Origin of the sequence: Streptomyces sp. 4N124 (assembly GCF_052245395.1) — a bacterium.
Lineage (GTDB): Bacteria > Actinomycetota > Actinomycetes > Streptomycetales > Streptomycetaceae > Streptomyces.
Genome location: NZ_JBQQBS010000008.1, coordinates 224780 through 249040, shown reverse-complemented (window position 1 = coordinate 249040; position 24261 = coordinate 224780). Strand labels below are relative to the sequence as shown.

At 69.8% G+C, this 24261-nt stretch carries 25 protein-coding genes; 12 read left to right on the top strand and 13 right to left on the bottom strand.

Annotation, left to right across the window (positions count from 1 at the left end; genetic code table 11):
• Positions 1 to 148: 148 nt before the first annotated feature.
• Genes ACTWQO_RS11390 through ACTWQO_RS11360 form a run of 7 tightly spaced genes read right to left on the bottom strand, consistent with a single transcriptional unit; the run spans position 149 to position 6279 of the window.
• Positions 149 to 751, bottom strand: coding sequence for a TetR/AcrR family transcriptional regulator (locus tag ACTWQO_RS11390; protein WP_443237099.1), 603 nt, complete (start codon positions 749 to 751; stop codon positions 149 to 151).
• A gap of 48 nt (positions 752 to 799) precedes the next feature.
• Entirely contained in the window at positions 800 to 1645 is an 846-nt protein-coding gene (locus ACTWQO_RS11385; RefSeq protein ID WP_443237098.1) for a fumarylacetoacetate hydrolase family protein, read from the bottom strand.
• Positions 1638 to 2558, bottom strand: coding sequence for a 3,4-dihydroxyphenylacetate 2,3-dioxygenase (locus ACTWQO_RS11380; RefSeq protein ID WP_443237097.1), 921 nt, complete (start codon positions 2556 to 2558; stop codon positions 1638 to 1640). Before ACTWQO_RS11380 ends, ACTWQO_RS11385 begins: the two co-directional genes overlap by 8 nt.
• The gene (locus tag ACTWQO_RS11375; protein ID WP_443237096.1) at positions 2551 to 4014 is read right to left on the bottom strand and encodes an aldehyde dehydrogenase; all 1464 of its coding nucleotides are present in this window, start codon (positions 4012 to 4014) and stop codon (positions 2551 to 2553) included. The genes ACTWQO_RS11380 and ACTWQO_RS11375 overlap by 8 nt, the downstream gene beginning before the upstream one ends.
• Before the next feature lie 35 nt (positions 4015 to 4049).
• Complete coding sequence (locus ACTWQO_RS11370) at positions 4050 to 4856, bottom strand: acetoacetate decarboxylase family protein (RefSeq protein ID WP_443237095.1); 807 nt, start codon at positions 4854 to 4856, stop codon at positions 4050 to 4052.
• A 2-nt stretch (positions 4857 to 4858) separates the two neighbouring features.
• Positions 4859 to 6088: an NAD(P)/FAD-dependent oxidoreductase gene (locus ACTWQO_RS11365; protein ID WP_443237094.1), complete on the bottom strand. Its 1230-nt coding sequence runs from the start codon at positions 6086 to 6088 to the stop codon at positions 4859 to 4861.
• 2 nt (positions 6089 to 6090) lie between these two features.
• Positions 6091 to 6279, bottom strand: coding sequence for a ferredoxin (locus ACTWQO_RS11360; RefSeq protein WP_443237093.1), 189 nt, complete (start codon positions 6277 to 6279; stop codon positions 6091 to 6093).
• 346 nt (positions 6280 to 6625) lie between these two features.
• Between ACTWQO_RS11360 and ACTWQO_RS11355 the strand changes: the two genes are divergently transcribed.
• The 3 genes from ACTWQO_RS11355 (at position 6626) to ACTWQO_RS11345 (ending at position 9997) form a co-directional block, all read left to right on the top strand.
• The gene (locus ACTWQO_RS11355; protein ID WP_443237120.1) at positions 6626 to 7954 is read left to right on the top strand and encodes a glutamine synthetase family protein; all 1329 of its coding nucleotides are present in this window, start codon (positions 6626 to 6628) and stop codon (positions 7952 to 7954) included.
• Between the two features lie 17 nt (positions 7955 to 7971).
• Positions 7972 to 9258 (top strand): cytochrome P450, encoded by a 1287-nt coding sequence (locus tag ACTWQO_RS11350; protein WP_443237092.1) that lies wholly within the window; start codon positions 7972 to 7974, stop codon positions 9256 to 9258.
• 154 nt (positions 9259 to 9412) lie between these two features.
• Positions 9413 to 9997, top strand: coding sequence for a GNAT family N-acetyltransferase (locus tag ACTWQO_RS11345; protein ID WP_443237091.1), 585 nt, complete (start codon positions 9413 to 9415; stop codon positions 9995 to 9997).
• 89 nt (positions 9998 to 10086) lie between these two features.
• Here the strand turns inward: ACTWQO_RS11345 and ACTWQO_RS11340 are convergent, their stop codons facing one another.
• Positions 10087 to 10482 carry a DUF6223 family protein gene (locus tag ACTWQO_RS11340; protein ID WP_443237090.1) on the bottom strand — a complete coding sequence of 132 codons (396 nt, stop codon included), beginning with the start codon at positions 10480 to 10482 and terminating at the stop codon, positions 10087 to 10089.
• Positions 10483 to 10746: 264 nt separating this feature from the next.
• Here ACTWQO_RS11340 and ACTWQO_RS11335 point away from each other — a divergent pair, with 264 nt between their 5' ends.
• Together ACTWQO_RS11335 and ACTWQO_RS11330 are read left to right on the top strand one after the other, a co-directional pair.
• Positions 10747 to 11874, top strand: coding sequence for a sensor histidine kinase (locus ACTWQO_RS11335; RefSeq protein WP_443237089.1), 1128 nt, complete (start codon positions 10747 to 10749; stop codon positions 11872 to 11874).
• Positions 11871 to 12530 (top strand): response regulator, encoded by a 660-nt coding sequence (locus tag ACTWQO_RS11330; protein ID WP_443237088.1) that lies wholly within the window; start codon positions 11871 to 11873, stop codon positions 12528 to 12530. The genes ACTWQO_RS11335 and ACTWQO_RS11330 overlap by 4 nt, the downstream gene beginning before the upstream one ends.
• A 56-nt stretch (positions 12531 to 12586) precedes the next feature.
• On the opposite strand, the gene ACTWQO_RS11325 is transcribed toward ACTWQO_RS11330, so the two are convergent.
• Positions 12587 to 13477 carry a glycoside hydrolase family 19 protein gene (locus ACTWQO_RS11325; protein ID WP_443237087.1) on the bottom strand — a complete coding sequence of 297 codons (891 nt, stop codon included), beginning with the start codon at positions 13475 to 13477 and terminating at the stop codon, positions 12587 to 12589.
• A 271-nt stretch (positions 13478 to 13748) separates the two neighbouring features.
• On the bottom strand, positions 13749 to 14189 hold the full coding sequence (locus ACTWQO_RS11320) for a MarR family winged helix-turn-helix transcriptional regulator (RefSeq protein ID WP_443237086.1): 441 nt from the start codon (positions 14187 to 14189) through the stop codon (positions 13749 to 13751).
• An 83-nt stretch (positions 14190 to 14272) separates the two neighbouring features.
• Between ACTWQO_RS11320 and ACTWQO_RS11315 the strand changes: the two genes are divergently transcribed.
• The 6 genes from ACTWQO_RS11315 to urtE all read left to right on the top strand — a co-directional run bounded on the left by ACTWQO_RS11315 (position 14273) and on the right by urtE (position 20349).
• Positions 14273 to 15385 (top strand): substrate-binding domain-containing protein, encoded by a 1113-nt coding sequence (locus tag ACTWQO_RS11315; RefSeq protein WP_443237085.1) that lies wholly within the window; start codon positions 14273 to 14275, stop codon positions 15383 to 15385.
• 211 nt (positions 15386 to 15596) lie between these two features.
• Positions 15597 to 16853, top strand: a complete 1257-nt coding sequence (gene urtA, locus ACTWQO_RS11310; protein ID WP_443237084.1) for an urea ABC transporter substrate-binding protein — start codon at positions 15597 to 15599, stop codon at positions 16851 to 16853.
• 61 nt (positions 16854 to 16914) lie between these two features.
• Entirely contained in the window at positions 16915 to 17811 is an 897-nt protein-coding gene (urtB, locus tag ACTWQO_RS11305; protein WP_443237083.1) for an urea ABC transporter permease subunit UrtB, read from the top strand.
• A complete protein-coding gene (urtC, locus tag ACTWQO_RS11300) occupies positions 17808 to 18890 on the top strand; it encodes an urea ABC transporter permease subunit UrtC (RefSeq protein WP_443237082.1) in 1083 nt (360 codons plus the stop codon). The genes urtB and urtC overlap by 4 nt, the downstream gene beginning before the upstream one ends.
• Positions 18887 to 19657, top strand: coding sequence for an urea ABC transporter ATP-binding protein UrtD (gene urtD / locus ACTWQO_RS11295; RefSeq protein WP_443237081.1), 771 nt, complete (start codon positions 18887 to 18889; stop codon positions 19655 to 19657). The genes urtC and urtD overlap by 4 nt, the downstream gene beginning before the upstream one ends.
• Positions 19657 to 20349, top strand: coding sequence for an urea ABC transporter ATP-binding subunit UrtE (gene urtE, locus ACTWQO_RS11290; protein WP_443237080.1), 693 nt, complete (start codon positions 19657 to 19659; stop codon positions 20347 to 20349). Before urtD ends, urtE begins: the two co-directional genes overlap by 1 nt.
• Here the strand turns inward: urtE and ACTWQO_RS11285 are convergent, their stop codons facing one another.
• Positions 20350 to 21531: an RNA polymerase sigma factor gene (locus ACTWQO_RS11285; RefSeq protein WP_443237079.1), complete on the bottom strand. Its 1182-nt coding sequence runs from the start codon at positions 21529 to 21531 to the stop codon at positions 20350 to 20352. It abuts the gene before it with no gap.
• On the bottom strand, positions 21531 to 21884 hold the full coding sequence (locus ACTWQO_RS11280; RefSeq protein ID WP_443237119.1) for a YciI family protein: 354 nt from the start codon (positions 21882 to 21884) through the stop codon (positions 21531 to 21533). The genes ACTWQO_RS11285 and ACTWQO_RS11280 overlap by 1 nt, the downstream gene beginning before the upstream one ends.
• A gap of 98 nt (positions 21885 to 21982) precedes the next feature.
• On the opposite strand from ACTWQO_RS11280, the gene ACTWQO_RS11275 reads away from it, so the two are divergent.
• The gene (locus ACTWQO_RS11275) at positions 21983 to 23029 is read left to right on the top strand and encodes an acyl-CoA dehydrogenase family protein (RefSeq protein WP_443237078.1); all 1047 of its coding nucleotides are present in this window, start codon (positions 21983 to 21985) and stop codon (positions 23027 to 23029) included.
• Between the two features lie 19 nt (positions 23030 to 23048).
• On the opposite strand, the gene ACTWQO_RS11270 is transcribed toward ACTWQO_RS11275, so the two are convergent.
• Positions 23049 to 24191, bottom strand: a complete 1143-nt coding sequence (locus ACTWQO_RS11270) for an LLM class flavin-dependent oxidoreductase (protein ID WP_443237077.1) — start codon at positions 24189 to 24191, stop codon at positions 23049 to 23051.
• Positions 24192 to 24261 lie beyond the last annotated feature (70 nt).

Here is a 24261-nt window from a genome sequence, read left to right as displayed (position 1 = left end):
CCGAGAATTATCCACCCGGATAATTTCGTCAACACTTCGAGCGCAGGTAATCGACTCTTTACGCCGCGGGAAACCGGCGAGTCCCCGTCGCTGGGCGACGGGGACTCGTCCTGACCTGCCGTTACGACAGCGACTACCACATGGCCGACTACTCAGCGCCTCCACGCTGCCGCGTCAGCAGTGACCGCAGTTCCTTCAGCGCGGCCTCGGTGACGTCCGGCTCGTCGAGGACCAGCTGGTGCAGTACGAGGCCCTCCAGAGCGGCGAAGACGAGCCGGGTCAGGGCAGGGCTGGTGCCTTCGGGCAGGCTGCGGGACAACTCCCGCTCCGTGGCCTCGAAGTACTCGTCGTACAGCGCGCGGATCTGCGGCAACAGCTCGGGCCTGCGCCGGGACTCGAGCATGAGCTCGTACTGGAACGTCTGCATGGCCGGGTCGCGGGTGACCATGTCCGCCAGTCCCGCCGCGAAGTCCGCGATGTCGCCCGTACCGGGTTCGAGGGAACTCGTACTCGCGCTGGTGCGTACCGCGTGTTCGAGCGCTGCCTCGATCAGCGCGTCCCGCGAACCGAAGTGGTGCACCACGAGCCCGTGCGTGACACCCGCCTCCTCCGCGACGGAGCGATAGGTGAGCTTCCGCAGCCCTCCCCGGGCCACGACGCGCACAGCGGCCTTGAGCAGGGCCTCGCGGCCGGTCCCGTAGTCCACGCGCTTGCGAGGCCTGGCGGGGGGCTTCTGGGAGGAATCGCTCATGAGCGCGACCCTACCCGCACCTCCGGACCGGCCGACCGCCGCAGGGCGTCAGCGCTTCGGCGGACGGATGCCGCGGAACTCCCAGTCGCCGCCGAGCGCGGTGGACAGCACCTCCTCCGACTCGGTGGGCTGGGCGCCGACGTCGGTGCGGATGGAGGCGGGGCCGGTGACGATGTGGTTGGTCAGCCGGCCGAGGCCCTCGACCTCGACCTCGACGATGTCGCCCGGCTGGACGGGGCGGGAGTTGGCGGGGGTGCCGGACAGGAGGACGTCTCCGGGGTAGAGGGTGATGGTGCGGGCGATGTCGGCGACGAGGTAGTGCATGTCCCACTTCATCTCGTCGGTCGTACCGTCCTGGACCACCTTTCCATTGACGTAGGTGCGCAGGCTCTTGCGGTGGAAGTCCCAGTCGGTGACCAGGCCGGGGCCGAGCGGGCAGAGGGTGTCGGAGCCCTTGACCCGGAGCATGGAGCCGGCGTCGGTGTCGCGGAAGTCGTGGAGGCCGTAGTCGTTGGCGATCGTGTAGCCGGCGATGTACTCGCCCGCTTCGGCCGGGGAGATGTTGCGCGCGGTCTTCCCGATGACGATGGCCACCTCGCCCTCGTAGTTGAGCCACTTGCAGCCCTCGGGGCGGACGATGGCGCCCTGGTGGGAGTTGAGGGCCGAGGTCGGCTTGTGGAAGTAGGTGGGAGTGTCAGGGAGGTCGATCCCGAACTCGTCGACACGGCTGCGGTGGTTGAGGTGGACCGCGATGACCTTGGAGGGCACGACCGGGGGGAGGTGCTGGGCGTCCTCGGTCTTGACGCGGCGGCCGTCCCCGGCGACGAGTTCGTCCCCGTCGACGGTGACCTGGATGGCGGCGCCGTCCAAGAGGATGCGGCGGTAGTCAGGCATGGGCGGACTCCTGTACGGGGGTGTGGGATGCGGTCCAGCCGTCGGCGGGCCGGTCGAACCAGAGGTGCACCTGGCCGGTGCCGATCGAGTTCTCGTACTCGCCGTACTGGCGGGCCTTCGCCACGCAGGCCTGTTCGCCGAGGGCGCCGGCCATCATCAGGTAGTGGAAGAACTTCGCCTCCGGCTTGTGCTTCCAGAATTCGTCCATGGTGTCGAGGACCTTGTCGTGGCGGCCTTCCTTGAACCAGGCGATGCGCTCGTGGTCGGCGGCACGGGCCTCGGGCGTGAAGATGTGCACCGGGTCGCTGGCCTCGTGGTCGCGCAGCTCGCGCAACGGCCAGAAGGTGTGCGAGAGGGCGCCGGAGGCGATCAGCAGGACCCGCCGCCCCGGGGTGGCGGCGATGCCGTCGGCCAGGGCGCGGCCCAGGCGCAGATGGTCCTCCATGTCCCCGGTCTGGCACACGCCGATGGTCACCCACCGCTTGTCCGGCAGGCCCTCGCCGAGGAACTTCCAGAGGTTGATGGTGGCGTAGTAGATCGGCAGGTACTCGTCGTCGATCGCGGTGATCCAGGTGCCGTGCTTATCGGCGAACTTCTCGATGTTGTGGGCGAGTTCGGGATCCCCGGGGAAGTCGTACGGCATCCGGCACATGCCGCGCGGTAGTTCCTCGGAGGTGAACAGCCCGGCCCGGCGTTGCTGGGCGGTGACGACGAACTCGACGGTGGTGGCCCAGTGGGAGTCGAGGACGACGACGGTGTCGTAGTCGTCGCGCGCGAAGACATCCTCGCGGAGCTGGTTCAGGCCGGTGACGAGGGTGATCTCCTTGCCCTCGTTGAGCTCCAGCCGGTCCTCCTCGGGCAGCACGATGGTGGGGACGTGGGCGAGGAGGCCCGCCCCGACGATCTCACCCATGGTTTGTCCATCCGTTCGGTGCGGTCACGGTGTTCTTGAGGTCGCAGTAGAAGTCGAAGCTCCAGGTGCCGCCCTCCCGGCCGACGCCGGAGAGCCGGGAGCCGCCGAAGGGCGCCTGAAGGTCGCGGACGAAGAAGCAGTTGACCCAGACCGTGCCCGCGACGAGCTGCCCGGTGACGCGTTCCGCACGCTCGGGGTCGCCGGTGGCGAGGGTGGCGGCCAGCCCGAAGCGGGTGCCGTTGGCGAGGCGTACGGCCTCGTCCTCGGCGGCGAAGGTCTGCAGCGTCAGGACCGGACCGAAGACCTCCTCCTGCACGATCTCCGAGTCCTGGGCGACATCGGTGAGCAGGGTGGGCGCGTAGTACTGCCCGTCGTTGCGGTGGCCGCCGATGACCGCGCGGGCCCCGGCCGCCACGGCCCGCTGCACGATGCCGTCGATCTTCTCCAGCTGGCGGGGGTGGATGTTGGGCCCGATGTCGGTGGCCTCGTCGCGCGGATCACCCTGCTTCAGCACGCTCGCCTTCTCGACGAACCGGCGCGTGAACTCCTCGGCGACCGACTCCTCGACCAGCAGCCGGGTGCCCGCCAGGCACACCTGGCCGGCGTTGTCGTACTGCTCCACCGCCAGGTCGACAGCAAGGTCCAGGTCCGCGTCGGCGAACACCAACAGCGGTGACTTGCCCCCCAGTTCGAGACTCAGGGGCGTGAGGTTCGCGGCCGCCGATGCTGCGATGCGCTGGGCCGTGGGCACCGAGCCGGTGAAGCTGATCCGGCGCACGTCGGGATGTGAGGTCAGCGCGTCGCCGATCTCGGAGCCGTAACCCTGGACGATGTTGAGGACACCTGCCGGGAGCCCGGCCTCGGCGGCGATGTCGGCCAGCAGGGAAGCGGTCAGCGGCGACCACTCGGCGGGCTTGAGGACGACGGTGTTGCCCGCGGCGAGGGCCGGCGCGACCTTCCAGGTGGCCAGCATGAGCGGGGCGTTCCACGGGGTGATCAGCACACAGGGGCCCGCCGGGTCCCAGCTGACGTGGTTGGTGTGGCCACGAGTGTCGAAGTCCTCGTGCTCCAGCTGCAGCAGCCAGTCGGCGAAGAAGCGGAAGTTGTGCGCCACGCGCGGCATCACTCCGCGGCGGTGGGAGCGCAGCAGGGCTCCGTTGTCGGTGGTCTCGACGATGGCGAGCTCTTCGATCCGCTTGTCGACCCCGTCGGCGATGGCGTGCAGGATGCGGGCGCGTTCCGCGCGGGACGTGGCGGCCCAGGCGGGGAACGCGGCCTTCGCGGCGGCCACGGCGGCGGCTGCCTCCGTGGCCGTACCTCGGGAGATGCCGCCGATCGTGCTGCCGTCGATGGGCGAGATGTCAGGGAACGTGTGTGTCGAGGCGACGCGCTCGCCGCCGATCCAGTGCCGGGTGTCGACGGCGACCCCGGCAACGGTGATGGTGTGTTCGCTCATGCTCTGCTCCTGGCGGTCTCACGGGGTGGCGGGGTCTACTCGGCGCCGGAGGTGCCGGATTCCAGCAGTCGGCCGCCGTCCCAGACGACGCCGACCTGGCGGTAGTAGGCGGCGATCGGCTCGCGGATCTCCAGGCGGGCCAGTTCTTCGGTGGGCGCCTCGAACAGCTCCAGCTCGGCGTCGCCGCGCCAGGCCTGTCCCGCCTCGAAGGATGCGGCGCCCGATTCGATCAGCTCGTCCAGAGCGAGTCCCTTGCCCTTCTCGATGGACGGCAGCCAGCGGTGGTGGGCCATCGGGTGGGCGTTGACGAAGCCATTCGTCTCCGACGGCTCGCGCAGGGTGACCACGGTGTGGGCCAGGCGCCGGTCGGCGGCGGCGAGCGTGGCGCCGAAACGGGCCCCCGCCTCGATGCGCGGCGCGGGGCCGTACGGGTGCGGGCGGGTCTGGTGGATCGAGCCGAGCTTCTTCGGGTAGCCCTGGTGCAGCCCGCGCGCGATGGCGAAGTCCTTGTCGACCCAGATGTAGACGCATCGCGAGTAGGTCTGTCCCCGGTACTGGCAGCGGACGACCGCGAAGGCCTCCTTGTACTGGGAGAGCACGGGATCGAGCAACTCCTCGCCGGACGCCGAACAGGACTGCCAGTCGGCCCAGATCAGCGCCACCGCGCCCGGATCCTCGTCGGCCAACTCCAATGGCTCGGGCAGCAGTTCACGCACTCGTGAGGGGTCTGTGCGGTACTCGACGGTGAGCAGGTCACCGGAGTACCGCCAGGGCGGTGAGGGGATCAGCGACGAGGCTCCGCTCGCCGTCTTGGGGAAGAAGAATCCACGGACGGTGGTCATGGTCAGCAAAGTCCTTGGGCGGTGAGGGCGGGCTGCTTGAGCAGTTCGGCGCGGTAGCGGGAGGCGGCGGCCGTCGCGGCCTGACCGCCGAGGGCGACGACACCGGCCAGCCGGCCGCCGGCGTGGTAGCCGACGACGACGTCACCGTCGAGGTCGCCTTCGAGTACGCGCACGTCCTCCTTGCCGAGTACCGGTGCGCCGAAGGACTGCAGGCGGAAGTCGTGCTGGTCGCTCCAGAAGGTGGGCAGCGGCGCGAACGGGGACAGGTCGTGGCCGGTGCCGGTCAACTGGGCGACGAGGGTCTTCGCGGCATGCTTGGCGGTGTCCGTGGGGATGCACCAGTGCTCCACACGGCGCGGTACGCCGTCGTAGCGGGCGTTGGGGAAGCGGGCGACGTCGCCGACGGCCACCACGTCGGGCCGTCCGCCGACGCGCAGGTGCTCGTCGGTGAGCACGCCGTCGCTCAGGTCGAGGCCGTTGCCGTCCAGCCACTCGGTGTTGGCGACCGAGCCGACCGACTCGACCACCACGTCGGCGGGCAGGACCGTGCCGTCGCCGAGGGCGACGCCGGTGACGTGGTCGTCGCCGGTGAAGCCGGTCACGCCCGCGCCGAGGGCGAAACGCACGCCGCGCTCTTCGTGGCGCTTCAGCAGGCCCCTGGCGAGGAGTTCCCCCAGGAGGCCGACCATCGGCAGGGGCAGCGGGTCGACGACGGTCACCTCGCGGGCCCCCAGAGCGACGGCGGTGGCAGCAACCTCGCAGCCGATGAAGCCGCCCCCGACGACGACCACGCGGGTTCCGGGCCTGGTCAAGGCCTGCCGCAGGCCCTGCGCGTCGTCGATGGTGCGGACCGTGTGCCGGCCCGCGAACGGGCCGGGGCAGCGCAGGCGCCGGGGCCGCATTCCGGTGGCGACGACCAGTCCGTCGTACGAGAGTGCCTCGCCGTCGTCGAACTCGACGATGTTCTCCGCGAGCCGCGCGGCGACGACCTTGGTGCCCAGCCGCCATTCCGCGTCGGCCACGCTCGCCCGTGGGCGGAAGGAGAGCGACTCGAAGGCGGCCTTGCCGGCCAGGACCTCCTTGGACAGGGGCGGCCGGTTGTAAGGCATGTGCGGCTCGTCACCGACGAGCGTGATGGCTCCGGTCCAGCCGGCGGCCCGCAGTTGCTCGGCCGCGCGCAGGCCGGCCATGGAGGCGCCGGCCACGACGATGCGTGCACTCCTCGACGTCATGGTCAGGCCTCGATATGGATGGCCTGGAGCGGACACACGTCGGCGGCTTCCTCGACCTCGTCGCGCAGCGCGTCGTCGGGGTCGGGGACGTAGGCCAGGTGGCCGTTGTCGTCCATGGAGAAGACATCGGGCGCTGCGAAGACGCACTGGCCGTGGTCCTGGCACTTGTTCATGTCGACGACGACCTTCATGGCCGGTCCTCCTGAAAGTGAGGTCGGGGGGTCGAGGGGAGGAAGAGGGGCCCGACCGCCGTCGAATCGCCGTCGGCCGGGCCCCGGCCAAGGGCCCGGTAACTGACCGGGCCCTTACTCATTTGGCTTCAAACAACATAGGAAGCTGCCTACCCCTGGTCAATACCTATCCATGCGGATAATTTTTTTCCACTCCCTCTTGCGGGGCGCTCGCAGCCCTCTTACCGTTTGGCATCAAACAATCCGGTCCCACCTGCACCGGCCCTCTGACTCCCCGCCACCCACATTCCCAGCGCCCGAGGAGACATCGGTGAGCGCAGACCCAACACCCAGCCTCCGTCAGCACATGCAGCGGCTCGCCGCCGAGGGCATCGACGTGGTGCGCGTGACCTATCCCGATCTCATCGGCACCGACCGCGCACGCGACATCCTGCTGGACCACCTGCCGTCGGCCTGCGACCACGGCCTGGCCTTCTGCCGGGCCGTCTACCACACCAGCCCTCAGGGCGACGTGGTCCCCGTCTCCGGCGGTCTCGACGCCGGCCTGCCCGACATCACCGTGCGACCGGACCTGGACACCCTGGTCTCCCTCCCCTGGGAACCCGGCGTCGCCTCCTGCCTCGCCGACGTCACCGACCCGGCCACCGGCCTGTCCGCGCCCGAGTCACCCCGCGATCTGCTGCGTACCGTCCTCGACCGGTGTGCCGAACACGGCCTGCGTCCGGTGGTCGGCCCCGAACTCGAGTACTTCCTCTGCGACGAGGACCCGGCCTCCCCGAGCGGCTGGAAGCGTTACTCGGGCGCCACCGGTGTCGTCTACACCGCCGGTCTGCGCGCCGACGGCGACAACCACCTGCTCCGCACGCTGCGCCTGCTGCGGGACATGGACATCGGCGTCACCAGCGGAAACCACGAGTTCGACGGCGGCCAGTTCGAGATCAACCTCACCCACTCCGACGCCCTGTCCGCCGCGGACCGCGCCTTCCGCTTCAAGTCCGCGATCAAGGAACTGGCCCGGAAGGAGGGGAAACTCGCCACCTTCATGGCCAAGCCGTTCAACGACGCCGGAGGCTCCGGTTTCCACCTCCATCTGTCATGCGACAGCTCCGACGAGGAAGGCTCCGGTAACGCCTTCGACGATCCCGCCGGGCCGTACGGGCTGTCCGCCACCGCACGCCACGCCGTCGCCGGCGTCCTCGCCCACGCCCCGGCCCTGACCGCACTGGCCAACCCGACCGTGAACTCCTACAAGCGTTTCGGCCCGGACACCCTCGCCCCCTGGCTGATCGACTGGGGTCTGGACAACCGCAGCGCCATGGTCCGCATCCCGCCCGAGCGCGGCTCCGGCGCCCGATTCGAACTGCGCCTGGGTGACGCCAGCGCCAACCCGCACCTGCTGATCGCGGCCACGATCGCCGCCGCGCTGCTCGGGGTTCTGACCGGCGAGGAGCCCCCCGCCCCACTGGAGGGGTACGGCTACGACACCGCCAGGGCGGCCGTGCTGCCCATGAGCCTGCCGGCCGCGCTGGACGCCCTGGAAGCGGACACGGAGCTGGCCGACGTCCTCGGCAAGGACTTCACCGCCTCCTTCCTCTCCTACAAGCGCAACGAGATCGAACGCTTCCAACGGCACGTCACCGACTGGGAGTTCACCGAGTACGCCTACCACCTGTGACGACTGGGAGCCATGCGATGACGACCGAGACCCCGACCGCCGCCGTGAACGAACCGATGCCACTGGCGGACGTCAACCTCGCCGACCTGGACAACTTCACCGACGGCAGCACCCCATGGCGCATGTTCCACACCCTGCGCCACCAGGACCCGGTGCACTGGCAGCCCGAGGAGGCCCCCAACTCCGGCTTCTGGGCCGTGACCCGCCACGCCGACATCGCCCGCGTCGACCGTGACGCCGAGACCTTCACCTCCACGAAGTTCGTCAACCTCGAAGAAGTCGACGACGACCAGATCAAGACCCGCGCCTCCATCCTGGAGCTGGACGGTGTCCGTCACCGGGCGCTGCGCAGTCTGCTCCAGCGCCAGTTCGGCGCGAGCGTCATCAACAGCTACACCGACTTCCTGCGCGGCCTGACCGCCACCACGCTGGACGCGGCGCTGGCTAAGGGGACCTTCGACTTCGTCAAGGAAGTCTCCGCCGACTTCCCCATCAACGTCCTCGCCCGCCTCCTCGACGTTCCGCCGGAGGACAACCAGCAGCTCATCGACTGGGGCAACCGCATCATCGGCAACACCGACCCCGACTACGCCGATGTCCTGCTGGACAGCGCGGAGAGCGAGCAGTACCGACACCTGCCCTTCCGCTCGCCCGCCTCGCTGGAGGTCTTCGAATACGGCCGTGAGCTGGCCCGGCAGCGGCGCGGCGGCCACGGCACCGACCTGGTGTCGAGGCTGGTGAACACCACCCCGAAGGACGGTGTGCCGCTCTCGCCACAGGACTTCGACAACTACTTCCTGCTCCTCGTCGTGGCCGGCAACGAGACCACCCGCCACACCATCACCCACTCCATGCTGGCCCTCCTCCAGCACCCCGACCAACTGGCCCGCCTCAAGGACGACCCGTCCCTGATCCCCGTCGCGGTGGAGGAGTTCCTGCGCTGGGCCTCCCCCGTCTACCACTTCCGCCGCACCGCCACCCGGGACGTCGAACTCGGCGGCAAGCGGATCAAGGAGGGCGACAAGGTCGTCATGTGGTACGCCTCCGGCAACCGCGACGAGGCGGCCTTCGGCAACCCGTACGACTTCGACGTCACCCGCGCCGACAACGACCACGTCACCTTCGGCAAGGGCAGCCCTCACCTCTGCCTGGGCAACCTGCTCGCCCGCACCGAGATCCGCATCATGTTCGAGGAGCTGATCCCCCGCCTCGCCGACATCCGCCTCGCCGGCGATGTCCCACGCGTCCGCTCCAACTTCGTCAACGGCATCAAGAAACTGCCGGTCGAGGTGACCCTCGCCTGAACAACACCCGGGGCGGGCCCGGGCGGCGCGGCACCGGTGCCCCGGCAGAAGAACTCCTATCCGTTCTCTCGCATCGCAGGGAGTTCCGGCGTGCCTTGCAGTCGAACCCGGCGCATGGTTGACGTGCGCGGTCGGTGTCGGGCGATCATGATTCATGACTCGCGCTCTGTCGACACCGCCCGTCATCGCCTCCGGCTTGCTCGCCAATTCTCCCCAACCCGTGCTCCCCGCCATCGGAGGATTACAGCTGCGCCCCTGGGAGAAATCCGACGCACCCGCTTTCCTGTCTGCCTACCAAGACGGTGAGATCCGCCGCTGGCACACGCGTCGCCCCTCTTCCCAGGCCCAGGTGCGGCAATGGTTCGACGCGTACCGCCAGGACTGGAAACGGGAGAAGGGCGGCCACTGGGCGATCACCCGTGACAGCGGCGAGGTGCTCGGCCGGATCGCGCTGCGGGGCCTGGACTTCGACGACGGCATCGCAGGCGTGGCCTACTGGGTGCTCCCGGCCGCCCGCGGCGCCGGTGTGGCCTCGCATGCCCTGGTGGCGCTCACCGCCTGGGCACTGAACGAGATCGGCTTCCACCGGCTGGAACTGGACCACTCGACCCGCAACCATCCCTCATGCAGGGTCGCCATCAAGTCCGGCTACCTCCTGGAAGGCACCAAACGCAGCGCCGCCGTGCACGACGACGGCCGGCACGACATGCATCTGCATGCACGGGTCCGCGGCGACTGAGCCTGCCCCATCAGCCAGGAGGTTGCCGACCTGGACCCTCGTCTGCTTGGCGACGCTGCGCCGCCCGTCGGCCGAGTAGGCGGTACTCATCAGGCGGACCCGAACTCCCGCTCGTGTTCGAAGCGGTCGGCGGTCTGCTCCGCGCGTCGGGAGCGGGTGAGGGCGCGTCGGCCGAGGGCCAGGGCGATCAGTCCCAGTGGGATGGCCCCGATGGCTCCCACCATCCCGTTGCCGGTGCCGGGACCGCCGCTGGAGGTGGCCAGATGCAGCACCGCGAGCGCGGTGCCGACCAGCCCCACCGCCATGGCCGACACGGCGCCGGTGCGTGCGTTGCCGGTGCTGATACGGCCGGCGACGCGGCCGAGGGACAGCCAGCCGAGGGCCACGCCGATCAGGCCCACCCCGAGGGCCAGGTTGGCCCCGGTCCGTCCGTCGCCGATGACTCCGCCCTCGGCGGCCACCATCAGGGCATCTGCTGCGCTCATGCCGCTCTCCTCCTTCTTGCGTGCCTGCTGAGTGCTTCCTGCGCGCTTCTTGCGTGGCGAAGTGCGAGGTTTCGCTGTGACCTGAGCGTGCCTGCAGACCTGGCCGCCGGTCGTCCGGCAGGTGCGGTCTCTTCGGACTGCCGTCGACGTGGCAGTCGCCTGCCGCGGATGCGGCAGGCGGCGGGCGGATACCGCGGGTGCGGTAACCGACCGCTCGTCCGCGGGCTGGACTCGCTCGCTGCGGCGTCCGGCTAGGGTGCGCGCATGGACACAGGGCGTTTTCGTGTCCCGGCCGGTGCCATGGACTGGGCGATCGCCGTCAGCGTGGCGGCACTGCTGCTGGGCACCGGGTTGTCCGGGCAGCACCCGACCGGGGACCGCGAGCTGCTCGGCTCCGTGCTGCTGGCGGCCGGTGGTCTGGCGCTGGCCGCGCGTCGCAGGGCTCCGATTGCCGTGCTGGCTGTCACCGGCCTGTGCGCGGTGGGCTACGAGGCGGCGGGCTTTGAGGTGCTGGCTGTCTCTTACCTGGTCGCGGTGTACGGCGCCGTACGGGCCGGGCACCGGGCCCTGACGCTGGCGACATCCGTGGCCCTGCTCGTCGTCCTCCCCCTCACGGCCCTGGTCTTCCGCGACGGACCCGCGCGCGAGGCGTTCTCACAGGCCCGGAACGTACTCGAAATCGCCTGGCTCATCGCCGCCTTTGCCGCCGGTGAGGCGCTGCGGCAGGCCGAGCGGCGGGCGGACGAAGCCGAGCGCACCCGGGAGGAGACCGCACGGCGCCGCGCCGACGAGGAGCGGCTGCACATCGCGCGGGAACTGCACGATTCGCTCACCCACCAGATCTCGATCATCAAGGTGCAGTCCGAGGTCGCCGTCCACGTGGCCCGCAGACGGGGCGAAGAAGTGCCGGAGACCCTGCTGGCGATCCAGGCGGCCGGCCGTGAGGCGACCCGGGAACTGCGCGCGACTCTGGAGGCCCTGCGCGACGACGACACCACCCCGCCGCAGGGCCTCGACCACGTACCGGAACTGGTGGAGCGCGCCCGTTCGATGGGCCTCGACGCGACGCTGACGATCGAAGGTCAGCGGCACGACGTGCCGGCCGCGGTGGGCCGTACCGCCTACCGCATCGTCCAGGAGGCGCTGACCAACACCGCCCGGCACGCCAGTGCGACGACCGCGGCGGTCCGGATCGCATATCGGCCCGACGCCCTTGCCGTCCAGGTGGACGACGACGGCAAGGCCACCCCCGATGACGCCCCGGCCCCGGGCCTCGGACTGCTCGGCATGCGCGAACGCGTCAACGCCCTCGGGGGCCGGCTGCGCGCCGAACCACTCACCGAGCACGGCTTCACCGTCCAGGCCGAACTCCCCGTGGAACGAGGATCATGATCCGTGTCCTGCTGGTCGACGACCAGCCGCTCATCCGCAGCGGTTTCCGCGCACTGCTCGACCTCGAGGACGACATCGAGGTGGTGGCCGAGGCCGCCGACGGCACGGAGGGCTTGGCACTCGTCAGGGAGCAGTTGCCCGATGTCGCGCTCATCGACATCCAGATGCCGGTCATGGACGGCATCGAGGCGACCCGACGCATCGCCGCGGACCCCGCCCTGGCCGGTGTGCACGTCGTCATGCTGACCAACTACGGCATGGACGAGTACGTCTTCGAAGCGCTGCGCGCCGGCGCCGCCGGGTTCCTGGTCAAGGACATCGTGCCGGAGGACCTTCTGCACGCCGTACGGGTCGCCGCCCGCGGCGACGCCCTGCTCGCCCCGTCCATCACCCGCAAGCTGATCCACCGGTACGTCACCCAGCCCCTCCCCACCACCGGCGCCGCACTCACGGAGCTGACCGGCCGGGAACGCGAAGCGGTCGCCCTGGTCGCACAGGGCCTGTCCAATGACCAGATCGCCGACCGCATGGTGATCAGCCCGATGACCGCGAAGACCCACATCAACCGGGCGATGACCAAACTCCACACCCGCGACCGTGCCCAACTCGTCGTCCTCGCCTACGAGTCCGGCCTGGTCACCCCGCGCAACCACTGACCTCCGCGCACGTCCCAGTACCTGGACCCTCCAAAAAAGAGGGTCCAGGCGTGGCGTCAGCAGTAGAGGTTGCCGCCGGGTGAGACGCCGAGGATCGAGGTGAAGCGGTTGTAGTTGTCGACGCGGCTCTGCACCTGGGCCGGGTTCTTGCCGTCACACTCCAGGGAGCCGTTGATGGAGCGGATGGTCTGGCCGAAGCCGGCCTGGTTGACCATGGCGTTGTGCGGGGTCATGGTGCCGGGACCGGACTGGGTGTTCCAGTACCACAGGCCCGTCTTCCAGGCCACGGCCGCGTCGTTCTGCACCAGCCAGGGGTTGCCCAGCAGATCGAGGCCGAGCGCGTCGCCCGCTGCCTTGTAGTTGAAGTTCCAGGACAGCTGGATCGGGCCGCGCCCGTAGTAGGCGGCCTGGCCCGCCGGGCAGCCGTAGGGCTGGCTCCAGTCGCAGTAGTGCGGGTAGTTGGCCTGGTTCTGCTCGACGATGTGGACCAGCCCGCCGGTCTCGTGGCTGACGTTGGCGAGGAAGGCGGCGGCCTCCTGCTTCTTCACCGTGTCGCCGCCGGTGTTGGCGAAGCCGGGGTAGGCGCTCAGCGCGGCGGTCAGGCCGCTGTACGTGTAGAACGAATTCCGGTTCGGGAACATCTGCTTGAACTGCGCCTCGCTCACCACGAAGGTGGCGGCGGGCGTGTCGGAGCCGCTGTCGCAGGCGTACGGCTCCCAGTACCAGGTGCTGATGATCGGGTCGTAGCCCGGGTTGGCGTGTTCGGCGATGTACGCCTTGCCGTCGGTGTAGCGGACGATGTCTCCGGCGTTGTACGACCGTCCGGCCGTCCAACTCGGGTAGCTGGAGCAGGCGGCAGCGGACGCCTCGGCGGCCGGGAGGAACACCGGCACGCTGCCGGCAAGGGCGAGAGCGGTCAGTACGGCGGAGATGCGGCGCCTCGACACAGGATCAACTCCTTTGCGAAGCACGGCCGACCCCGACAAGGCAGGGCGAAGCAGAGCCTTGTGCGCACGCGCCGGCGGGGCCGGCCACAGCGTGGGGGGCGGCCGTGGTGGGGGGTGTGGAGGCACACTCAATCGCATTGGTCTGTACCAGTCAAGGGTGTAGACCAGTCAAGGCTGAACGTCTCGATGGAGTAGTGGCCGTGGCAGTTGCCCATGCCCTCTCCCCCACGCCGCCGAACGGCAGGTCAGAAGACAACTGGAGAGGGTCCCGTCACACGTGGGCGGAGGCGTCGAGCGTCGCCGCCAGTCGCTCCAGCAGCGCCCGCAGCAGCTCGCCGTCCCCCTCGTCGAGGAGGGCCGGCCAGTCGGCGCGGACCGCCCGGTCGACGCGCCGCCAGTACTCCAGACCGCGCGGGGTGAGGTGGGCGAGGATGCGCCGGCGGTCGAGCGGGTCGACCCGCCGGTGGACGAGGTTCTGGTCGACGAGCTGGTCGACCAGCTTGGTCAGCGTCGGCGGCGGCAGGAACGCGGCCTCCGCGAGCGCCGTCATGTGATGCCCCTGCCCGTCCGCGAGCAGCGCCAGCACCCGCCAGCCGTCCAGCGAGCAGCCCTCCTTCTCCAGGACGGTCTGCAGCCGCCGCGCGGCCAGCCGCTCGGCCCGCGTCAGCAGCTGCATCAGGTCATGAGGCTGACGTGCAGCAGAGGTAGGCATCGTGCTCCTAGGGCCTGTCACGGGGTGCGTACATCGTATGAGACGGACTGGAGTTCACCAGGGCGACCCGGAATCATGACGCCATGTTCCGGCACGATCCCCCAGCGCCCGACTGGTTCACCGCCGACGACTCCACACTCGGCGTGGCCCTGGTCTTTCCGTTGCAGGGGCCGGCCGGGATGTTCGGGCCGACGTGTGAGCTGTGCGCGCAGCTGGCCGCGGAGGAGGTCAACCGGGCGGGCGGGGTGCTCGGCAGGGAGCTCAAGTTGCTGCCGGTCGACGGGGGCGCGGCGCCGCGCGAGATCGCCGACCACCTCGAAGCACTGGTGGACCTGGGCGTCGTACAGGGCGTCACGGGCTGGCACATCTCCTCGGTGCGGCAGGCGCTGGCGCCGAGAATCGCCCATCGGGTGCCGTACGTCTACACCGCGCTCTACGAGGGCGGCGAGCACACCTCCGGTGTCTTCTTGACGAGTGAGACGCCGCGCGACCAACTGCGGCCCGCGATGGGCCTGTTGGCGCACGAGCGGCGGGTGCGGCGCTGGTTCGTCGTCGGCAACGACTACGTGTGGCCCAGGCGTACGGCACGGGCGGCCCGTGCGTATGCGCGGGACTGCGGCTCAAGCGTCGACGGTGAGGTCTATCTCCCGCTCGGCACCCACGACTTCGAGCCGGTGCTGCGCCGCATCGAGCGCTCGGATGCGGACGGCGTCCTGATGCTGCTGGTCGGCAGCGACGCGGTGCGCTTCAACCGGGCGTTCGCGGCCTACGGTCTCGACGCCCGCTGTCTGCGGCTGAGCACGCTGATGGACGAGAACATGCTGATGGCGAGCGGCCCTTCGGCCACCGCCGACCTCTACAGCACGGCCGGGTTCTTCGCCTCGCTGGCCAACCAGGACACGCTCGACTTCCACGGGCGGTACGCGGGCCGGTACGGCGTCGAGGCGCCCACGCTCGGCAGTCTCGGCGAATCCTGTTACGAGGGCGTGCTGTTGCTCGCCGCGCTGCTCAAGCAGGCCGGGACACTGGACGTGTCCGCGATCGGAGCGGCCGCCGACTCCGTGTCGTACGAGGGCCCGCGCGGGCTGCTGCATCTGCGCGGCAGCCATGTGCGGCAGCGGATCTACCTGGCGCGGGCGGACGGGCTCGACTTCGACGTACTCACGGAGCTGGATCTTCACGGTTCCCGCCCTTGACATGTCCGCACCCCGCCAAGATACTTCCCACGGAAACTAATTAGAATGCCTCGGGCGAATTGTGAATTCGGTTTCTCAATGCCGGTCACGTCCCCTCGGGGCGTTTTTTGTTGCCTCGGGGAAAGTCCGGCGAAACACCTTGGAAACAGGGTGACTTGAGGCTGTGGACCGCTTCGGGAGGTTGCCTCCCGCCATCCCCGAGGGGGTTCATTTGTCCACGGTTTCACTTGTTCTCCGACGTCGTCTCATCGCCGGCGGCGCCGCGCTCGCGGCGGTCGTGACGCTTTCCGCGTGCGGTGCGAAGACCGACGCGGCCGGTTCCTCCGACGAGGCCGCGAAGGCCGACGTCAGCGGTGACACGGTCAAGGTCGGTCTGCTCAACTCGCTCTCCGGCACCATGGCGATCAGCGAGGTGACCGTACGCGACTCGCTGAAGCTGGCGATCGACGAGATCAACGCCTCCGGCGGTGTGCTCGGCAAGAAGGTCCAGCCGATCAGCGAGGACGGCGCCTCCGACTGGCCCACCTTCGCCGAGAAGGCGCAGAAGCTGATCAGGGAGGACCGGGTCGCCGCCACCTTCGGCTGCTGGACCTCCGCCAGCCGCAAGGCGGTCAAGCCGGTCTTCGAGAAGAACAAGTCCCTGCTGTTCTACCCGGTGCAGTACGAGGGCCTTGAGGAGTCCCCGTACATCTTCTACACGGGCGCGACCACCAACCAGCAGATCGTGCCGGGGCTCGACTACTTGAAGAGCAAGGGCCTCAAGAAGATCTACCTGGTCGGCAGCGACTACGTCTTCCCGCGCACCGCCAACAAGGAGATCACGGCGTACGCGAAGGCCAACGGCATGACGATTCTCGGCGAGGACTACGCGCCGCTGGGCTCCACGGAGTTCAGCACGATCGCCAACAAGGTGAAGGCGTCGAAGGCCGACGCGGTCTTCAACACCCTGAACGGCGACTCGAACGTGGCCTTCTTCAAGGAGTACAAGTCGGCCGGTCTGACCGCGAAATCCATGCCGGTCGTGTCGGTGTCGATCGCCGAGGAAGAGGTCAAGTCGATCGGCGCCCAGTACCTGGCGGGCCAGCTGACGGCGTGGAACTACTACCAGACCACCGCCGGCGCGGCGAACACGAAGTTCGTGAAGGCGTACAAGGCCAAGTACGGCCAGGACAAGCCGACCAGCGACCCGATGGAGGCCGCGTACACCTCGGTCTATCTGTGGAAGGCGATGGTCGAGAAGGCGAAGTCCTTCGACCCGGAGAAGGTGAAGGCCGCCTCCGACGGCATCACCTTCGACGCGCCCGAGGGCAAGGTCACCGTCGACGGCGCCAGCCAGCACATCTACAAGACCGCCCGCATCGGCGAGATCGGCACCGACGGACTGATCAAGGAGGTGTGGAACTCCGGCAAGCCCATCAAGCCGGACCCGTACCTCAAGGGCTACTCCTGGGCCTCCGGCCTGTCCTGACCGTCCGTCACCGTCCGTGGGCCCTCCGGGGCCCACGGCCGCCGTCTCCCGGAGCCGCCGTATGACCGTGATCCTCGGTCAGACCTTCACCGGCATCAGCATCGGTGCCGTCCTGCTGCTCATCGCGCTCGGCCTGTCGCTCACCTTCGGCCAGATGAACGTCATCAACATGGCCCACGGCGAGTTCATCATGGCGGGCGCCTACACCACGTATGTCCTGCAGAAGTCCATTTCCAGTGCGGGTATTTCGCTGCTGGTCGCGCTGCCCGTCGCATTTCTCGTCTCGGGAGCGCTCGGTGCCCTGCTGGAATGGCTGCTGATACGCCGCCTGTATCTGCGGCCACTTGACACGCTTCTCGTCACCTGGGGTGTCTCGCTGATGCTTCAGCAGCTCGCCCGTGACATTTTCGGCGCGCCGAATGTGCAGACCCGTGCGCCGGACTGGCTGACCGGCAACATCACGGTCATCGGCGGCGACGATCCGCTCACCTTCGCCAACAGCCGCCTGTTCATTCTGGCGTTGGCGATCGCGGCGGTGGTCGCGCTGTCGCTGACGTTGCGGCTGACGCCGCTGGGCCGCCGGATCAGGGCCGTCGTGCAGAACCGGGACCTCGCGGAGGTGTCCGGCATCTCGACGTCCCGCGTCGACCGCACGGCCTTCTTCATCGGCTCCGGGCTCGCGGGTGTCGCCGGGGTGGCGCTGACGCTGGTCGGTCCGATCGGGCCGACGATGGGCACCAACATCATCATCGACGCCTTCCTGGTGATCGTGGTCGGCGGCATCGGACAGCTCAAGGGCAGCGTGATCGTCGCCTTCGTGCTGGGCGCGCTGCAGTCGGCGCTGGAGTACTCCACCACCGTGAGCGTCGCCAAGGTGCTGGTGCTCGTCGCCATCGTCGCGTTCCTCCAGTGGCGGCCCCAGGGGCTGTACACACTGCGGACGAGGAGTCTCGTATGACCGTTCTCAACGGGCGCGCCCGTACATGGGCCGGATTCGCGGGCGCGGCCCTGCTGCTCTTCGCCGTCGCCCCGCTCGCCCTCTCCGACTTCCGGCTCGACCTGCTCGCCAAATACCTGTGCACGGCGATGGTCGCCGTCGGCATCTGCCTGGCCTGGGGCCGCGGCGGCCTGCTCACGCTCGGCCAGGGTGTCTTCTTCGGACTCGGCGGCTACGCCATGGCGATGCATCTGAAGATCGCCGACGCCGGGCCGGGCAACCTGCCCGACTTCATGGCGCTGTACGGCACCGCGACCGAACTGCCCTGGTGGTGGCAGCCGTTCGCGAACCCCGTCTTCGCGCTCGCCGCGACCGTGCTGCTGCCGATGGCCGTCGCGGCGATCCTGGGCCTGTTCATCTTCCGCCGCCGGGTGAAGGGCGCCTACTTCGCGATCCTCAGCCAGGCCCTCGCCGCCGCCTTCGCCATCTGGCTGATCGGCCAGCAGGCCACGACCGGCGGCACCAACGGACTCACCGACATCCAGGGCTTCTTCGGCTACGACCTCGACGACCCGCTCAACCAGCGGACCGTGTACTTCATCATCGCCGCCTGTCTGCTCGCCCTGATCGCGATCGCCCGCCAGCTGATCCACAGCCGGTACGGCGAACTCCTCGTCGCCGTACGCGACTCGGAGGAGCGGGTGCGCTTCCTCGGGTACAACCCGGCGAACGTGAAGCTCGTCGCGTACGTCGTCGCGGCCGGAATGGCGGGCCTCGCGGGCGCCCTGTTCGTCCCAGCCGTCGGCATCATCTCGCCCGCGATGATCGGCATCGTCCCGTCCATCGAGTTCGTGATCGGCGCGGCGGTGGGCGGCCGGGCCAGTCTGGTCGGCGCGGTGCTCGGCGCGGTCGGTGTGGCCTGGGCCAAGACGGCGCTGTCGGAGGAGTTCCCGGCGGCCTGGACCTACTTCCAGGGGCTGCTGTTCATCGTGGCGCTGGCGTTCCTGCCGGGCGGTCTCGCCTCACTGGCGGGCATCGTGCGACGGCGCCGCAGAGCTGTCCAGCAGACGCCCGCCCTTCCTGTGGGAGAAACAGCATGAGCGAGCTGTCAGGACTTGAGATACGTCAACTGCGGGTGTCCTTCGACGGGTTCACCGCCGTGGACGGCGTGGACCTGGACGTGCGGCCGGGCGATCTGCGGTTTCTCATCGGGCCGAACGGCGCGGGCAAGACGACACTCGTCGACGCCGTCACCGGACTGGTGAGGGCAGAGGGCTCGGTGCTCTTCGGCGGCCAGGAACTGCTGGGACGGAGCGTGCACAGGATCGCCCGGTCGGGCATCGGCCGTACGTTTCAGACGGCCACCGTCTTCGAGGAGTTGACGGTGCTGCAGAACCTGGACATCGCGGCGGGCGCGGGCCGCAGCGTGTGGACCATGCTGCGCCGCCGCAAGGACGTACCGGAGTCCGTCGCGCGGGCACTGGAGACGGTCGGGCTCGCCGACCTCGCGGACTCCCCCGCCGGGACGCTCGCACACGGGCAGAAGCAGTGGCTGGAGATCGGCATGCTGCTCGTGCAGAACGTACGCCTACTGCTGCTGGACGAGCCGGTCGCCGGGATGAGTCACGACGAACGGCAGGCCACCGGCGAGCTGTTGGAGCAGATCAGCGAGGAGCGGACCGTCGTCGTCATCGAGCACGACATGGACTTCATGCGGTCCTTCGCGCGCAGCGTGAGCGTGCTGCACGCCGGCAAGGTGCTCAGCGAGGGCACGGTGGCCGAAGTGCAGGCCGATCCCAAGGTGCAGGAGGTGTACCTCGGGCACAAGGCGACCGAGGACGCCGCCGCCGTCGTACAGGAGGCGTGATGCTCGAGATCGACGACGTCCGCGTCGGCTACCACCGCAGCACCGTCCTGCACGGCGTCTCCGTGCAGGTCCCGAAGGACGGTGTGGCCGCCGTGCTCGGGCACAACGGCGCGGGCAAGAGCACGCTGCTGCGTACGGCGGTCGGACTGCTGACCCCCGTCAGCGGCACGGTCCGGCTCGACGGCGAGGACATCACGCGCCGCAAGCCGCACGAGCGGGTCGCGCGCGGGATGGCGTACGTCCCGCAGGGCCAGCAGGCGTTCCCGCATCTGACGACCGCGGAGAACCTCCAGTTGGTCGCGGACGGACGCAAGCGCGGGAAGGCAGCGGTTGCCGAGGCGCTGGATCTGTTCCCGGCACTGCGCACCCTGTCGAACCGTCGCGCGGGTCTGCTGTCGGGCGGTCAGCGGCAGCAACTGGCCATCGCTCGCGCCCTGGTGACGGAGCCTCGGATCCTGCTCCTCGACGAGCCGACCGAGGGCATCCAGCCGTCGGTGGTCGCGGAGATCGAGGAGACGATCCTGGCGCTGGCTGCTCGGGGCGGGCTGTCGGTGCTGCTGGTCGAGCAGCACGTCGGCTTCGCGATGCGGGCGGCGCAGCGGTACTACGTCCTGGAGGCGGGGCGTGTCACCTCGTCCGGCGAGGGCGGCAAGGAGGCGGAGGCGTCGGTGCGGGAGGCGTTGAGCGTGTGATCACAGGGCCCGCCGGACGCGTTCCAGGTAGGCGCGTTCGGCCGGGTTCTCGCTGAGCGCGATCGCCGCTTCGTACGCGGCGAGCGCTTCGGCGGTGCGGTCCAGGCGGCGCAGCAGGTCGGCGCGTACGGCGTGGAAGACGCGGTAGCGCTCCAGGTCAAGGGTGTCGACGAGGGCGAGTGCCGCCGCGGGGCCGGTCACCTCGGCGACCGCGACGGCTCGGTTGAGGGCCACGACCGGGCTGGGGGCCAGCGCCATCAGCTGGTCGTAGAGCTGCAGGATCTGGCTCCAGTCGGTGCCGTCGGCGGTGGGCGCGTCGCTGTGCACGGCCTGGATGGCGGCCTGGATCTGGTAAGGACCCGGCTGGTTCCGGCGCAGACAGCGGCGGACAAGTGCCTGTCCCTCCGTGATCAGGTCACGGTCCCAGCGTGTGTGGTCCTGCTCGGGCAGCGGCACCAGCGCACCGGCTTCGTCCTGCCGGGCGGCCCGGCGCGACTCGATCAGCAGCATCAGGGCGAGCAGGCCGGTGACCTCGGGCTCGTCCGGCATCAGCTCGGTCAGCAGCCGGCCCAGACGTACGGCCTCGGCGCACAGCTCGGGTGAACCCTCGTAGCCCTCGTTGAAGATCAGGTAGACGACGGCCAGAACGCCCTTCAGGCGATCGGGAAGGTCGGCGTCGCGGGGCACTCGGTACGGGATCCGGGCGTCCCGGATCTTCGCCTTGGCGCGGACCAGGCGCTGGGCCATGGTCGGCTCGGGGACGAGGAAGGCGCGGGCGATCCGGTCGGTGCTGAGCCCACCGAGCAGCCGGAGCGTGAGGGCGACCTGCGCCGGGAGCGCCAGCGCCGGGTGGCAGCAGGTGAAGATGAGGCGGAGCCGGTCATCGCGCACGGGTCCCTCCTCGGCCGGTGTGTCGGGGGCATGCAGCAGGGCGGCCTCGGCGTGGCGGACATCCCTGGAGGACTCGCGGCGCAGCCGGTCGATCGCCCGGTTGCGGGCGGTGGTGATGATCCACCCGGCGGGGCTGGGCGGGACGCCCGCCTCCGGCCAGCGCTGTACGGCCGTGGTGAACGCGTCCTGGACCGCTTCCTCGGCGAGGTCGATGTCGCCGAGGAAGCGGACGAGGACGGAGACCGCGCGGCCGTACTCCGCGCGGAAGACGGCCTCTACGTCAGGAGCCATCAGGCCTCGGCTTCGTGCATGAAGGGGCGCACCTCGATCGGCAGCGTGGTCGCCAGCGCCGCCTTGCGCCCCCATTCCAGCGCCACATCCAGGTCGGGCGCCTTGATCAGACAGATGCCGCCGAGCATCTCCTTGCCCTCGGCGTACGGCCCGTCGGTGACCAGGACGTCGCCGTCGCGGGGCCGCAGCACGGTGGAGGACTCCGGGCCGTGCAGTCCCCCGGCGAACACCCAGGCGCCCGCCTCGTGCAGCTCCTGGTGGAAGACATCGAGCCTCTTGCCGATCTCGGCGAGGATCTCCGGGGCGGGCGGCTCCCCGACGGGCTGCATCACGCTGAGCAGGTAGTACTTCATGACGGCCTCCCAGGCGTCGTCGCGTTCTCTCACCTCCTACACGAACGGAAGCGCCCCCGATCGACACCCCGCGCCACGACACCGGAAGAATCTTGTCCATGACCACCACACCCCACCCGCTCGTCGCCCGTGCCCGACAGCTCGCCGCCGAGGTCCTGGCGCCTCAGGCGGAGCGCGTCGACCGGGAGGGCGTGCCGGTGAGCCACATCGAGGCGGTCAGGCGGTCCGGGCTGCTCGGGGTGAGCGCGCCCGAGCAGTACGGCGGCTCGGCCGCGCCCGCCGCGGTGGCCCGGGAGACCGCGGAGATCCTGGCCGGGGCGTGCTGCTCGACCTGGTTCGTGCAGACCCAGCACTACACGCCGGTGAAGCTCCTGGCCGACTCCCGACTGCCCGTCCGGGAGCGGCTGCTCAGCCCACTGGCGACCGGTGAGCTGCTCGCCGGGATCGCCTACGCGCACGTCCGCGCCTTCCCGCGGATCCCGGTACGGGCGACCGCCGAGCGCGGCGGCTGGCGCTTCGACGGCACCGTGCCCTGGTACACCGGTTGGGGTCTCAACGACGTGATGCTGCTCGCCGGTGTCACGGACGCGGGCGACGTGGTGTTCGCGTTCACCGAGGCACGCGAGCAGCCGGGGCTGCGCCCGTCGGAGCCGATGCGGCTCGCGGCACTCACCGCCGCCCGCACCGTGTCGTTGCGGCTGACCGGGCTGTGGCTGCCCGACGAGGCGGTGGTACTGCGCACGCCGCACGAGAAGTTCGCGCGGATCGACCTGCCCCGCGCCACCAACACCAACCCGGCCGTCTTCGGAATCGCGTACGCGGCGCTCGCCCTGCTCGACGCGGATACGGAGGCGAAGGAGACGGCGTCATCCCTGCGCGCCCACCTCGACGAGGTCCGTGCCCAGGCGTACGCCCTCGCCGACCACCCCGTGCCCCACGAGCACATCGAGGAACGGCTGGCCCTCAAGACACGGGCGTACGACCTGATGCGCGCCGCGACGACCGCCGCGATCGTCGCCGGAGGCGGACGCGCCATGGACCTGCGCAGCCCGGCCCAACGGCTCGCGCGCGAGGGGATGTTCCTGCTGGTGCAGGGGCAGACGGCCGGGGTGCGCAGAGCGCACCTCGACCGGCTGTCCGGCTGAGATTCGGCCCGGCTGAGGTTCAGCTCGCGAACGGAACCTGCGCCGAGGAGTCCGCCTGCTCTCCGTACGGATGCCGCCACAGCCCCCGCCCGGCGAGCCGGGGCAGGACGCCCTCGCCGAACCAGTACGCCTCCTCCAGGTGCGGATAGCCGGAGAGGACGAACTCGTCGATGCCGAGGGCGTGGTACTCCTCGATGCGCGCGGCGACCTCGTCGTGGCTGCCGACCAAGGCGGTACCCGCGCCGCCGCGCACGAGCCCGATCCCGGCCCACAGGTTGGGGTGGATCTCCAGACCGTCCCGGCTGCCGCCGTGCAGGGCGAGCATCCGCTGCTGCCCTTCGGACTCGCTGCGGCCCAGCCCGGCCTGGACGGCCCGTACGGTGTCCGCGTCGAAGCCCTCCAAAAGCCGGTTCGCCTCCGCCCACGCCTGCGTGGAGGTGTCACGGGTGATGACGTGCAGCCGGATACCGAAGCGCAGTGTGCGTCCCTGCTCGGCGGCCAGTCCCCTGATCCAGGCGATCTTCTCGGCGACCTGGGCGGGCGGCTCGCCCCAGGTGAGGTACACGTCGGCGTGCCGGGCCGCGATCTCGCCGGCGATGGGTGAGGAGCCGCCGAAGTACACCTCGGGAACGGGATCCGGCACGCGAGCCAGCGTGGCGTCCTCGACCCGAAGGAACTCGCCGTTCAGGTCGACGGTCTTGCCGTCCCACAACTCCCGTACGATCTGCAGGAATTCACCCGTACGGCGATAACGGGCGTCCTTGTCGAGGAAGTCGCCGTAGGCCCGCTGCTCCTGACTCTCGCCGCCGGTGACGACGTTGAGGAGCAGCCGTCCGCCGCTCTGCCGCTGGAAGGTGGACGCCATCTGCGCGGCGAGCGTGGGCGAGACGAAGCCGGGCCGGAAGGCCACCAGGAATTTCAGGCGCTCGGTGTTCTGGCTGACCATCGCGGTGGTCAGCCAGGCGTCCTCGCACCAGGCGCCGGTCGGCGTGAGCGCACCCACGAAGCCCAAGTCCTCGGCGGCGCGGGCGATCTGGCTCAGATAGCCGACGGTCGGCGGCCGGTCCCGTCCGGATGCGGTGGCGGGAGAGCCGTGGCCGCCGCCGACGACATGCCGGCTGTCGCCGTTGGTGGGCAGGAACCAGTGGAAGGTGAGGGGCACCGGGGATCTCCGATCAGCGGTGAAAATTGAGGGAGTTGGGGGCGGAACCAGGTTCCGGCGACGGGGAACT